General features: G+C 65.9%; 9 protein-coding genes. 6 read left to right on the top strand and 3 right to left on the bottom strand.

All coding sequences use genetic code 11. The annotated features are described in order from the left end of the window. Nucleotides 1–135: 135 nt before the first annotated feature. Nucleotides 136–855, bottom strand: coding sequence for a dienelactone hydrolase family protein (locus tag ASE13_RS02400; RefSeq protein ID WP_056610914.1), 720 nt, complete (start codon nucleotides 853–855; stop codon nucleotides 136–138). A gap of 70 nt (nucleotides 856–925) precedes the next feature. On the opposite strand from ASE13_RS02400, the gene gpmA reads away from it, so the two are divergent. From gpmA to ASE13_RS02385, 3 genes are all read left to right on the top strand, one after another. Further along, nucleotides 926–1612 (top strand): 2,3-diphosphoglycerate-dependent phosphoglycerate mutase, encoded by a 687-nt coding sequence (gpmA, locus tag ASE13_RS02395; RefSeq protein WP_056610911.1) that lies wholly within the window; start codon nucleotides 926–928, stop codon nucleotides 1610–1612. Between the two features lie 190 nt (nucleotides 1613–1802). Then, on the top strand, nucleotides 1803–2288 hold the full coding sequence (purE, locus tag ASE13_RS02390) for a 5-(carboxyamino)imidazole ribonucleotide mutase (RefSeq protein ID WP_056610908.1): 486 nt from the start codon (nucleotides 1803–1805) through the stop codon (nucleotides 2286–2288). Then, a complete protein-coding gene (locus ASE13_RS02385; RefSeq protein WP_056610905.1) occupies nucleotides 2285–3373 on the top strand; it encodes a 5-(carboxyamino)imidazole ribonucleotide synthase in 1089 nt (362 codons plus the stop codon). Before purE ends, ASE13_RS02385 begins: the two co-directional genes overlap by 4 nt. A 192-nt stretch (nucleotides 3374–3565) precedes the next feature. Here ASE13_RS02385 and ASE13_RS02380 read toward each other — a convergent pair whose 3' ends face one another. After that, complete coding sequence (locus ASE13_RS02380) at nucleotides 3566–3865, bottom strand: hypothetical protein (protein WP_056610902.1); 300 nt, start codon at nucleotides 3863–3865, stop codon at nucleotides 3566–3568. Nucleotides 3866–3887: 22 nt separating this feature from the next. Continuing rightward, entirely contained in the window at nucleotides 3888–6740 is a 2853-nt protein-coding gene (locus ASE13_RS02375; protein ID WP_235536815.1) for a M16 family metallopeptidase, read from the bottom strand. 160 nt (nucleotides 6741–6900) lie between these two features. On the opposite strand from ASE13_RS02375, the gene ASE13_RS02370 reads away from it, so the two are divergent. The 3 genes from ASE13_RS02370 (at nucleotide 6901) to clpB (ending at nucleotide 12620) form a co-directional block, all read left to right on the top strand. Further along, nucleotides 6901–7980 (top strand): M28 family metallopeptidase, encoded by a 1080-nt coding sequence (locus ASE13_RS02370; RefSeq protein WP_056610896.1) that lies wholly within the window; start codon nucleotides 6901–6903, stop codon nucleotides 7978–7980. A 90-nt stretch (nucleotides 7981–8070) separates the two neighbouring features. Then, complete coding sequence (locus ASE13_RS19115; RefSeq protein ID WP_082596326.1) at nucleotides 8071–9972, top strand: eCIS core domain-containing protein; 1902 nt, start codon at nucleotides 8071–8073, stop codon at nucleotides 9970–9972. Between the two features lie 68 nt (nucleotides 9973–10040). Beyond that, nucleotides 10041–12620 (top strand): ATP-dependent chaperone ClpB, encoded by a 2580-nt coding sequence (clpB, locus tag ASE13_RS02360; RefSeq protein WP_056610894.1) that lies wholly within the window; start codon nucleotides 10041–10043, stop codon nucleotides 12618–12620. Nucleotides 12621–12685 lie beyond the last annotated feature (65 nt).

The raw sequence follows: 12685 nt of genomic DNA, 5'->3' as shown, positions 1-12685 counted from the left end.
ATCGACTGCAGATGAGCCGATAGCGGAACGGCCGCTCACGGCCGATGTTCGGGCGAGCCTCTTCGCATGGTTGAACGTCGCGGTGGTGCGGTGGACGACTAGACGGCTCAGCCAGTGACCGCAGCGAGATGGCGCCTAGCGAAACAACTCCGCGAGGAAGTCCGCCATCGCCTGCCAGCTGCGGCGATCGGCACGCGGTTCGTAAGCGATATTGCCCGGACCCGCCCTGCCGACATCGGTGAAGGCATGGCCGGCATGGCCATAGACATGGAGCTGCCAGTCGGCGCCGCGCGTCGTGAGTTCCTCGGCAAGTGCGACCGTCGCCTCGGGCGGCGAGATCGGATCGTCCCAGCCGTGGCAGATCAGCAATTTCGCCGTGATCGGCGATACGCCGGCATGTTCGGGTGGGTCGTACACGCCGTGGAAGGAAATACCGCCGCGAATGCCGAGCCCGGCGCGCGCCATGTCGAGCACGCATTTGCCGCCGAAGCAGAAGCCGATCGCGGCGGCCTTGTCAGGGTCCGCCTGAGGCAGTCCAGTGAGCGCCGCGAGGGAGACCGCCAGGCGATCGCGGAGCAACGCGCGATCGGCGTTCAGTTCGTCCATGTAGCGGCTGCGGTCTTCGACCTGCAGCGTGGTGCGCTTGCCCTGCCCGAACAGATCGGCGGCGAGCGCGACATAGCCCAGACCGGCCAGCGCATCGGCTTTGAGGTTATCCGCCTCCTTCTGGCCCAGCACATTGGGCAATACGAGCACGCAGGGGTGCGGCCCCGCGACTGCATCGTCCCATGCCGCCACGCCCTCGAACGGACCGCCGGGGCCGTCATAGACCAGGGTCTGCCGAACGATCGCCATTGGCTGTCTCCCGCTTGTTCGCGCCGCCGCAGTCGCTAAGGACCTGCGCAAAGTGTTGCAAGGAGGCCCCATGCCCAAGCTCGTCCTGATCCGCCACGGCCAGTCGGCCTGGAATCTCGAGAACCGCTTCACCGGTTGGTGGGACGTCGACCTGACCGAGCTGGGCGTCAAGGAAGCCTGGGCGGCGGGCGAGCTGATGAAGGAAAAGGGGCTCGATTTCGACCTGACCTTCACCAGCTTCCAGTCCAGAGCAATCAAGACGCTGAACCTTTCGCTCGAGGCGATGGGGCGGCTGTGGCTGCCGACCGAGAAGAGCTGGAAATTGAACGAGCGCCATTATGGCGGGCTCACCGGGCTCAACAAAGCCGAGACCGCGGCGCTGCACGGCGACGAGCAGGTCAAGATCTGGCGCCGCAGCTTCGACATCCCGCCGCCGCTGCCCGAGGAGGGTTCGCCCTGGGACCTGGCGAAGGACCTGCGCTATCACGGCGTGCCGATCCCGCAGACCGAGAGCCTGAAGGACACGATCGCGCGGGTTCTGCCGTATTGGGAAGAGCGGATCGCGCCCGAGATCCGCGCGGGCAAGCGCGTGCTGATCTCGGCACACGGCAATTCGCTGCGGGCCTTGGTCAAGCATCTGTCGGGGATCCCGGACGAGGAGATCGTCAATCTCGAGATCCCGACGGGCCAGCCGATCGTCTACGAGCTGGACGAGGGGCTGACGGCGACCGACCGCTATTATCTGAGCGAGCGATAATCAGATCCTCCCCGGAACGGGGAGGGGGACCGCTCGCGTAGCGAGTGGTGGAGGGGGAGTGTCGCAAGGGAGTCCGTGGCGGAGAGCCCCCTCCACCATGCTGCGCATGGCCCCCCTCCCCGTCCCGGGGAGGATTGTCTTGTTGTTCCCTCCCCTCTAACAACCCACGCTTCCTGAAGACGGGGCAGGCATGTCGGACGCACCTCTAGTCGGCATCATCATGGGCAGCACTTCCGATTGGGAGACGATGCGCCATGCCGCGCGCGTGCTCGACGAACTCGGCGTGCCGCACGAGACCGGGGTCGTCTCGGCGCACCGCACCCCGCAGCGGCTCTACGATTACGCCAACACGGCCGCCGATCGCGGGCTCAAGGTGGTGATCGCCGGCGCGGGCGGCGCGGCGCACCTGCCGGGCATGGCAGCTTCGATGACGCATCTGCCGGTGCTCGGGGTACCGGTCGAGTCCAAGGCGCTGAAGGGCGTCGACAGCCTCTATTCGATCGTCCAGATGCCCGGCGGCGTGCCCGTCGGCACGCTGGCGATCGGCAAGCCCGGCGCGATCAATGCGGGGCTGCTGGCGGCGGCGATCCTCGCGACTTCGGACGAGGCGCTCGCGGCGCGGCTCAAGGCGTGGCGCGCGGCGCAGACCGAGAACGTGGCGACCGACCCGGAATGACTGCGCTGCCTCCCGGATCGATCATCGGCATTCTCGGTGGCGGCCAGCTCGGGCGGATGCTCGCGGTCGCCGCGGCGCAGCTCGGCTACCGCACCCACGTCCTCGCACCCGATGCCGAAAGCGTCGCCGCGCAGACCGCGTCCAGCTACACCCGGGCAGATTATCACAGCCGCATCGTGCTCGACGAAGTTGCCGGCCAGACCGACGTGGTGACCTACGAGTTCGAGAATATCGCGATCGGACCGGTCGAATATCTGTCGGGCAAGGTGCCGGTGCGGCCCGGCCCGCAGAGCCTGTCGATCGCGCAGGACCGTGCGCGCGAAAAGGCTTTCGTCGGCGCGCTGGGCGGGCGGACCGCACCCTGGGCGCCGGTCTCGACGCTCGAAGAATTGGAGACAGCCGTCGACCAGATCGGCGCACCGGCGATCCTCAAGACGCTGCGATTGGGCTATGACGGCAAGGGCCAAGTGCGCATCCGCGACGCCGCCGAGGCCGAGGCGGCCTGGGCCGAAATCGGCGAGCGGCCGGCGATCCTCGAGGGGTTCGTGCAGTTCAGCCACGAATTCTCGATCATCACGGTGCGCGGGCTCGACGGCGCGCTGACCAGCTATCCGCCGCCATGGAACGAACACAAGGAGGGAATCCTCGCCCGTTCCTCGCTCCCCGCCCCCGCCGAGATCGCGCGGCATTGGACCGAAGCCGCCACGCTCGCCGGACGCGTCGCGGAGGCGCTCGGTCATGTCGGCGTACTGACGCTCGAATTCTTCGCGACCGACGATGGCCCCGTGTTCAACGAGATGGCGCCGCGGGTGCACAATTCGGGGCACTGGACGATCGAAGGCGCCGAGACCTCGCAGTTCGAGAACCATATCCGCGCGATCTGCGGCCTGCCGCTGGGCTCCACAGCGCTCACCGGCAGCCATGTCGAGATGATCAACCTGATCGGCAGCGATGCCGACCAATGGGCGGAGCTGCTCGCCGAACCGGCGGCGCATCTGCATCTCTATGGCAAGGGTAATGCCCGGCCGGGCAGGAAGATGGGGCATGTGACGCGGGTGAGGCGGCAGCTCGCGCGGGATAGCTAGCCGTCATCCCGGCCTTGTGCCGGGATCCACCGGGCACCCGAGCGAAGGGCTCGAGGTGTGAGGGCCTCGCCAGCGGCATAGTGGACCCCGGCACAAGGCCGGGGTGACGATTTTGGTTAGCGATCACCCCAAAAGAAAAGGGCCCGCCTCCTTTCGGAAGCGAGCCCCTTTTCTTTCACTCCAAGCGAAACCTCAGCCGCGCGTGCCCGTGATCGGGAAGCTGCCGAACGCACCCGCGGTGACGGTGCCGTTGAGGTTGTCGCCATCGACGGTCGCCTCGACGGTGAGCGTCATCGGCATCGGCACGGTGATGTCGAGCGAGAAGTTCAGCGTGTCGCCATCGACCTTGCCGTCCTTGATGTCGGTGGTGCCGAGGCCGCCCGAGAAATTTCCGGTGAAGCTGTCGCCCGCGCTCTGCACCGTGAGCACTGCCTGCTGGTCGCCCATCGGCGACTTGGTCACCGTGTTCCAGCTGCCATCGACATTCGCCATATCGTCTCTCCTGATCCCGAAATTACTTCGACGCGGCGGCAGCGGTAGAGCCCGCTACCGACGCTGTGGGGACCACCTCGACAGGCAGGCCGAGGCTGTCAAGCTGCGGCTTGACCTTCGCGGCATCGCCCACGACCACCCAGACGAACTTCTTCGGGTCCAAAGCCGCGCGTGCCGCAGCGTCAAGCTGCGCGACGGTCATGCTCCGATATTTTTGCGTGACGGTGTCGTAGAAATTGTCCGGGCGCTTGCGCAGGTCGTTCTGCTGCATCGCCGAGAGCACCGCGCCGGAGGTCTCGAATCGCCCGGCCAGCTCGCGGGTGGTGCCGTTGATCTCGCGAATCAGCTCGGCATCGGTGACGCCCTTCGTCGACAGGAAATCGCCGACCTGCTGCTGGATCGCCTTGATCGATTCCCCCGTCTTGTCGGCCTGGACGGGCGCGCTGATCGTGTAGGGCACCGCCTTTTCGAGCCAGTCATAGCCGCCGCGCGCGCCATAGGACCAATGCTTGTTCTCGCGCAGTTCCATGTTGATCCGCGACAGGAAGCCCGAGCCGAGCACCTGATTGGCAGTGACCTGGGTCAGCAATTCGCTCGACGGATCGAGCTGAGTCATCTGCCCGGCGAGGATCAGCGACTGGGGTGAATCCGGCCGGTCGATCAGCACGATCTTCGGGGCGACCTGCTTCGGCGCGACGGTGAACGCCTTGACCCCGGCAGCCCCCACGCCCTTCCAGTTGCCGAAGCGCGCCTCGAGCGCCGCCTTTACCTCGGCGAGCGGCCGATCGCTGACCACGAAGATCTTCGCCTTGTCGGGCCGGATCCACGCCCGATAGAAAGCGAGCAGATCGTCACGGGTGAGCGACTTGACCGCCGCCGGATCGCCCGAACCGGCGGCCAACTTCACATAAGGATTGCCTGGGCCATAGATCAGCGGCGGCAGTGCGCGGCTGGCGAGGCCCTGCGGACTGGTGAGCTCCTGCGCGATTCCGGTGAGCTGGGTGGCGCGGATGCGCTCGATTTCGTCCGGCGCGAACGCAGGGTTGCGCACCACATCGGCGAACAGGTCGAGTGCGCCCGGCAGGTTGGGGCTCGGCGCGGCCACCGACAAATAGGTGCGGTCCGACGAGCTGCCGGTGCCGATGCTGGCCCCCAGCCGCTCGCGTGCCTCGGCGATGGCGATCGAATCCTTGGTGGTCGTGCCTTCATCGAGCAGCGACAGAACCAGGTTCTGCGTGCCGAGCTTGTTCGCCGGATCGGCGGCGACGCCGGCGTCGAAGCTCATCACCACCTGAGTGACCGGCACCGCAGTGCGGTTGGCATAGACGATCTCGACGCCGTTCGAGAGCTTGCTCCGCGACACGTCCGGGAAGTCGAGATCGCCGATCTGCGAGACGCCCGGCAATGCGCCGCGGGTGCCCTTGACCGGCTCGGCCTTGGCCGCGCCTTCGGCCGGCTTGACTGCGGCGGGGACGGCCTGCGCTTCCTGATAGGCCTCGCGCTGGCCGGGCTCGACCATGATCGTCAGCGATGGGCGGCTGAGCCACTTCCTGCCGGCGGCCTGCACCTGCGCCGGGGTGACGCGGGCAGTCTCTTCGAGCTGCTTCTTGAAGAAGGCGGGGTCGTCCGAATAGAGCTCGCCCGAGGCCAATGCGACGGCCTTGCCGCCGAAGCCGCCGACCGATTCCAGGCCCGAGATGCGGCCCGAGACCGCAGTGGTGGCGACGCGCTGGACTTCGTCCGCGGTCGGGCCGTTCGCGATCAGATCGGCGACGATCTCATCGAGCCGCTTGGCCACGAGATTGGCATCGACGCCGGGCTTCACGATCGCCTGGACCTGGAAGATGCCGAGCTGCGACATCGACTGGATGCCGGCCGAGACCTGGACCGCGACCTTGTCCTTGCGCACCAGCGCATTGTCGAGCCGCGAGCTGGCGAGGCCGCCGAGCACGTCGCCGAACACGTCGAGCGCCACCGACTCCGGGTCGTTCAGGCCGGGCACCGCCCAGGTGCGCAGGATCATCGTCGCGGCGACGCGGTCCTTCATCACCACGGTCTTGGACTGCGGCAGCGTCGGCACCTCGACCTTGGGCAGCACGCTTTTCGGACCCGCGGGGATTGTGCCGAAATATTTCTCGACCAGCGGCCGGGCTTCCTTCGCGTCGACGTCGCCGGCGAGCACCAGCACGGCGTTGTTCGGGCCGTAATGCGAGCGGAACCAGTTCTTGACGTCGTCGAGGCTCGCCGCGTCGAGATCGGCCATCGATCCGATCACGTTATGGCCATAGGGGCTGCCCGCCAGCAGCTCCTCGAGCACCTTGTAGTAGACGAGGCCATAAGGCTGGTTGTCGCCCTGGCGCTTTTCGTTCTGGACAACGCCACGCTGCTCGTCGAGCACGTCCTGGGTGATCGCGCCGAGCAGATAGCCCATGCGATCGCTCTCGAGGAACAGCGCACGATCGAGCGCCGGGCGGGGGATCGTCTCGAAATAATTGGTACGGTCGAAGCTGGTGGTGCCGTTGAAATCGGTCGCGCCGACCTGCTTCAGGGGCTCGAAGAAGTCGCCGGGCGCGTTTTCCGAACCGTTGAACATCAGATGCTCGAACAAATGCGCGAAACCGGTCTTGCCCTGCGGCTCGTGCTTCGATCCGACATCGTACCAAGTCGACACCGCGACGACCGGCGCCTTGCGATCGGTGTGGACGATGACGCGCAGGCCGTTCTTGAGCGTGAATTCCTCAAAGGGAATGTCGACGCGCTTGACGAGCTCGGCCACCGGCACCGGCTTTGCGGCGGAAGCGCTCGCGGCGACCTGCTGCGCGGCTGCGGGGATCGAGGCGGCGGCGAGCGCAACCGTGGCTGCACTGCAGTACATCAGGAACGATTTCATGTGCGGTGGGCTTCCGGGAAAGGATGAGGCTGCGGCTGAGCATAGCGCAGGCGGTAACCGCTGCAACCGAATCCGTAAGCGCTTGCAGCCGGTGGTTTTTCGATTAGCCTCGAGCCGATTGGCGCCTTTTCCGAGAGACTTCCCCATGCGCATTTCGATGCTCCTCGCCGGGCTTTCGCTCGCCCTCGCGCCCATGGCCGCGCATGCCCAGGCGGCTCCGGACCAGCCGGCGTTCAGCGCGAGCGAAGTGCGCAAGCATGTCGAGTTCCTCGCCGACGACGCGCTCGAGGGCCGTTACACGCTGTCGAAAGGCTATCTGACCGCCGCCGTCTATGTCGCAGAGCGCTTTGCCGCGCTCGGACTGGTCCAGGCCCAGACCGACACGGGCTGGTTCCAGATCGCGAAGCTGCCGATCACGATGGGCAATCCGCCGCGTCAGCGCATCTACAAGGCGCCCAACGTCATCGGAGTCCTGCCCGGATCCGATCCGGTGCTCAGGAACGAATATGTCGTGCTGAGCGCGCATCTCGACCATGTCGGAACCGATCCGCTGCGCGCGGGCGACAAGATCTACAATGGCGCGATGGACAATGCCTCGGGCGTCGCGACCATGCTCGAGACGGCGCGCGCGTTCGCCGGGAGCGGGCAGCGGCCGAAGCGATCGATCCTGTTCGTCGCGCTGGCGGGCGAGGAAAGCGGGCTGCTGGGATCGAACTATCTCGCCCGAAATCCGGTGGTCGGCAAGGGCAGGATCGTCGCCGACATCAATCTCGACATGCCGATCCTGCTCTACGACTTTCAGGACGTGATCGCCTTCGGCGGCGAGCATTCGACGTTGGGCGAAGTCACTGCCCGTGCCGGCGCGAGCATGGGCGTGTCGGTCTCGCCCGATCCGATGCCCGAGGAGGATTTCTTCGAACGCTCCGACCATTACAGCTTCGTCAAGGTCGGCGTGCCGTCGATCTTCCTGATGACCGGGTTCAAGAATGGCGGCGAGAAGGCGTTCAGGACGTTCCTCGCGAAGAACTACCACCAGCCGTCCGACCAAGCCGACCTGCCCTTCAACTGGGAGGCGGGCGCCAAGTTCGCGCGGCTCAACTATCTGATCGCCCGCGAAGTCGCCAACGCTCCCGAGCCGCCGCGCTGGTACGAAGGCAATCGCTACGGCAATCGCTTCGCCAAGGGTGCGCCGCGGGCGCGCCGGCCGGCCGAGGCAGGGAAATAACCTGTACCAAAACGGATGCGGTTGCGCCCCCGGACGAGCGGAAAGGCGGCATTCTCCGATCGTCAGGAACCAGCGATCAAGGAGCGAGCGATGGCGGAACTGGCCCACCGGCTGTCGAACCAGCCAACCAGAAGCACGTCGCCGGCCGGGCCATCGTCGGGCAAGCTCGGCGCGCGTAGCGCCGTCGCGCAGCTCCATGAAATGGCGGCGCGCCTGAACGCGCGGTCCGCACCCGCACCGATTCAAGCGAAGGCCGCGCCGCGCGACAGCCTACCCGCCAATCTCAAGACAGGTATGGAAGCGCTGTCGGGCATCGCGCTCGATGATGTGCGGGTTCATCGCAACTCGGCCAGGCCCGCACAAATGCAGGCGCACGCTTATGCTCAAGGTACCGACATCCACCTCGCCCCGGGGCAGGAGCAGCACTTGCCGCATGAGGCATGGCACGTGGTGCAGCAGAAGCAGGGACGGGTCCGGGCAACCCGGCACGATCCGCGGGGCCAGCCGATCAACGATTCACCCTCTCTGGAAAGCGAAGCGGACCGGATGGGCGCGATCGCTGCGCGACCGATTGCGCAGGCGAAAGCGGCGCCGCCGCTCCCCAGTCTTCCACTATCGCTCTCCGCCGTCCGTCAGCCCAAGGTGGTCTATGCCGGCAACTTCCATCCCGATGCGGTCGCGCCCGATGTCATTGAGTATGATGACATCGCCAAGGCCGAGGCCTTTGACGACGCGAAAGCTGGGATCGAACTGTACAAGCAGGGCGACCAGAATGTCGCGGCTGAGGACAAGGCGATCAAACCCGCGTTGACCGTCTTCGAGACCGAGCCCGATCTGGAGCTCGTCATCACCACCGACGCCATGGAGGCGATGGGGGACACGGCGATGGCCGTGATGGACGGTCAGGGCGTATATCGGGGCTTGCAGCAGAACGCCCTCAATTCGGCGACCTCGGACCAATGGCCGCCCTGGATGACCGCGGGCAACGCAGTTCGCATCACCGTCACGCTTCGCGAAGACCTTTCGAAGGCGGCAATGGCGCACACGCTCAATCACGAGATATCCGTCCATGCCACCAACAAGCTGCCGCTGATCCGCAAGGTACGAGGGATGAACCATCCGCAAATGGCGAGGAATTTCGTCGACGCCACCATGTTCGGAACCGGGGCCTATTCGGCGGATCATGAACACGCGTTGCTGGGCGCCGACAAGAACCCGCGCCTAAAGGCGACTCACCGCGCGATGAAGGCCGCGAGCAAGGATGCGGAGTTCAACGAGGCGCTTGACCGCGATTATGCCAGCGACGTGGAAGACCACAAAGGTTATGTGCCCCGGCCTTATGTGCCGCCGTTCCGGCAGTTGAAGGCGTCAGGCGCCTCCGCGATCCAGATGGCAAAGTCCTCCACCGATGCACAGAGCGAGATGGCGCGGGCAATGGGAGACTATCAGGAGGATCTTGACGCTGAAGACGACGATTATGACGATGACGATGACGAGGAAGAAGCGAACCCGCTGTTCGGGCAGCTGACCAGCACATCGTGCGGGATCGCGGCCGTACAGATGGTGATGGCCTCCAAGTCCATTTACATGGATGCTGGATATATCGAGCGGCTGTCGCAGGACTATCCCAAATCTTATAATCCCGCCGCCGGAGCCGCGATGGGCAATATAGCGAAGGTCCTGAACAACTATGTGCCATGCTCCGCGCCGAAGGTGATGTCGCTCACCGCAGTGATCGAGGCGCTGGCCAAAGGTCCGGTCATTGCGCGAGTCGACGGTGCGCATGGCCATTTCGTCGTGATCGACTCCGTGAGCGGCGACGCGCCGGTCCAGGCCAGCGCCCGCGCGCTTCGTGTCGAAGGCACTCGCGTGTTGAGCATCCGCGATCCCTGGCCGCCGGGCAAAGGCGAGACGCTTTCGGTGACCGAACAGGAATTTCAGAACGGCGGGGGCCAGTTGCGGACCACGGCGCTGTACATCCACCTCACCTGAGACGCATCGAAGTCCTTGTGTTGCACAATGGCAACACTACATCGGCTCCATAACCAATAGGGGCCAGCATGAACCTCGAGAAATTCACCGACCGCGCCAAGGGATTCCTTCAGTCGGCGCAGACCGTGGCAATCCGGATGAACCACCAGCGGATCTCGCCGGAACATCTGCTCAAGGCGCTGCTCGAGGACGAGCAGGGCATGGCGAGCGGACTGATCGGTGCGGCAGGCGGCGATGCGAAGCGCGCGCTCTCCGAAACCGATGCGGCGCTGGCCAAGGTCCCCGCGGTATCGGGCGGCGGCGCGCAGCAGACGCCGGGCCTCGACAATGACGCGGTGCGCGTGCTCGACCAGGCCGAGCAGGTCGCGGCCAAGGCAGGCGACAGCTTCGTCACCGTCGAGCGGCTGCTGCTCGCGCTGGCGCTGGCCGGCACCACGACCGCGGGCAAGGCACTCGCCGCCGCCGGCGTCACCCCGCAGAACCTCAACGCCGCGATCGACAAGCTTCGCGGCGGGCGCACCGCCGACACCGCGGGTGCCGAGGATCGCTATGATGCGCTCAAGAAGTTCGCGCGCGACCTGACGCAAGCGGCGCGCGACGGCAAGCTCGATCCGGTGATCGGTCGCGACGAGGAGATCCGCCGCACGATCCAGATCCTCGCACGGCGCACCAAGAACAATCCCGTCCTGATCGGCGAGCCCGGTGTCGGCAAGACCGCGATCGCCGAGGGCCTCGCGCTGCGCATCGCCAATGGCGACGTGCCCGACAATCTCAAGGATCGTGCACTGATGTCGCTCGACATGGGCAGCCTGATCGCGGGCGCCAAATATCGGGGCGAATTCGAGGAGCGGCTGAAGGGTGTGCTCGACGAAGTGAAGGCCGGCGAGGGCCATATCATCCTGTTCATCGACGAGATGCACCAGCTGATCGGCGCCGGGAAGACCGAGGGCGCGATGGATGCCGGCAATCTCCTGAAGCCCGCGCTCGCGCGCGGCGAGCTCCACTGCATCGGCGCGACCACGCTCGACGAGTACCGCAAATATGTCGAGAAGGATGCCGCTCTCCAGCGCCGCTTCCAGCCCGTGTTCGTCGGCGAGCCGACGGTCGAGGACACGATTTCGATCCTGCGCGGCCTCAAGGAAAAATACGAGCTGCACCACGGCGTGCGGATCACCGACGGCGCGATCGTCAGCGCCGCGACGCTCTCCAACCGCTACATCACCGATCGATTCCTGCCCGACAAGGCAATCGACCTGATGGACGAGGCCGCCAGCCGCATCCGCATGGAAGTGGAGAGCAAGCCCGAGGAGATCGAGAATCTCGACCGGCGAATCATCCAGCTCAAGATCGAGCGCGAGGCACTCAAAAAGGAGACCGACGCGGCGTCGAAGGATCGCCTCGCGACGCTCGAGGCCGAGCTCGCCAATCTCGAGCAGCAGTCGGCGGAGCTCACCGGGCGCTGGCAGGCGGAAAAGGACAAGATCAACGCCGAATCGCGGCTCAAGGAGCAGCTCGACGCCGCCAAATTGGAGCTCGAACAGGCGCAGCGCGCGGGCGATCTCGGCAAGATGGCCGAGCTCAATTACGGGACCATCCCCGCGCTGACCAAGCAGCTCGACGAGGCACAGGCCACCACCAAGGGTGCGATGCTGCGCGAGGAAGTCACTGCCGACGATATCGCCGCGGTGGTCGCGCGCTGGACCGGCATTCCGATGGAGCGGATGCTCGAGGGCGAACGCGAGAAGCTCCTCAACATGGAAGAGCAGCTCGGCAAGCGCGTGATCGGTCAGGCCGACGCGGTGAAGGCGGTGGCGACCGCGGTGCGCCGCAGCCGCGCCGGGCTGCAGGATCCCAATCGCCCGCTCGGCTCGTTCCTGTTCCTCGGGCCCACCGGCGTCGGCAAGACCGAGCTGACCAAGGCGCTCGCCGAGTTCCTGTTCGACGACAGCAACGCGATGGTGCGGATCGACATGAGCGAGTTCATGGAGAAGCACTCGGTCGCGCGGCTGCTCGGCGCGCCTCCGGGCTATGTCGGCTATGAGGAAGGCGGCGTGCTGACCGAAGCGGTTCGCCGCCGGCCCTATCAGGTCGTGTTGTTCGACGAAGTCGAGAAGGCGCATGGCGACGTGTTCAACGTGCTGCTCCAGGTGCTCGACGACGGGCGGCTGACCGACGGCCAGGGCCGCACGGTCGACTTCTCGAACACGATCGTGATCCTGACGTCGAATCTGGGGTCGCAATTCCTCACCAACCTCGCCGACGGGCAGAAAGTGGAGGATGTCGAGCCGCAGGTGATGGAAATCGTGCGCGCGCATTTCCGGCCGGAGTTCCTCAACCGGCTCGACGAGATCATCCTGTTCCACCGACTCGCCGCCGATCACATGGCGCCGATCGTCGATATCCAGGTGGGGCGGGTAAGCAAGCTGCTCGCGGACCGCAAGATCCGGATCGAATTGTCGGATGCCGCACGCGCCTGGCTCGGGCGGGTCGGCTATGATCCGGTCTACGGCGCGCGACCGCTGAAGCGCGCGGTGCAGCGCTATCTGCAGGATCCGCTCGCGGACCTGATCCTGCGCGGCGACGTCAAGGACGGATCGACCGTGACGATCGACGAGGGGGACGGGGCGCTGAAGCTCAACGTCGTCTGAGCTGCGATCGCCGGGCAAAAAGAAGGGGCGGCTCCTCGCGGAGCCGCCCCATTTTGTTTCCAGTA

It is taken from the genome of Sphingomonas sp. Root241, from assembly GCF_001428865.1.
Taxonomy (GTDB): domain Bacteria; phylum Pseudomonadota; class Alphaproteobacteria; order Sphingomonadales; family Sphingomonadaceae; genus Sphingomonas.
This window is presented reverse-complemented; position numbering and strand designations above follow the sequence as displayed.

Bases quoted from the DNA above. Each gene is read 5' to 3' on its own strand.
- ASE13_RS02400 (WP_056610914.1), bottom strand. From the start codon at position 855: ATGGCGATCGTTCGGCAGACCCTGGTCTATGACGGCCCCGGCGGTCCG.
- gpmA (WP_056610911.1), top strand. From the start codon at position 926: ATGCCCAAGCTCGTCCTGATCCGCCACGGCCAGTCGGCCTGGAATCTC.
- purE (WP_056610908.1), top strand. From the start codon at position 1,803: ATGTCGGACGCACCTCTAGTCGGCATCATCATGGGCAGCACTTCCGAT.
- ASE13_RS02385 (WP_056610905.1), top strand. From the start codon at position 2,285: ATGACTGCGCTGCCTCCCGGATCGATCATCGGCATTCTCGGTGGCGGC.
- ASE13_RS02380 (WP_056610902.1), bottom strand. From the start codon at position 3,865: ATGGCGAATGTCGATGGCAGCTGGAACACGGTGACCAAGTCGCCGATG.
- ASE13_RS02375 (WP_235536815.1), bottom strand. From the start codon at position 6,740: ATGTACTGCAGTGCAGCCACGGTTGCGCTCGCCGCCGCCTCGATCCCC.
- ASE13_RS02370 (WP_056610896.1), top strand. From the start codon at position 6,901: ATGCGCATTTCGATGCTCCTCGCCGGGCTTTCGCTCGCCCTCGCGCCC.
- ASE13_RS19115 (WP_082596326.1), top strand. From the start codon at position 8,071: ATGGCGGAACTGGCCCACCGGCTGTCGAACCAGCCAACCAGAAGCACG.
- clpB (WP_056610894.1), top strand. From the start codon at position 10,041: ATGAACCTCGAGAAATTCACCGACCGCGCCAAGGGATTCCTTCAGTCG.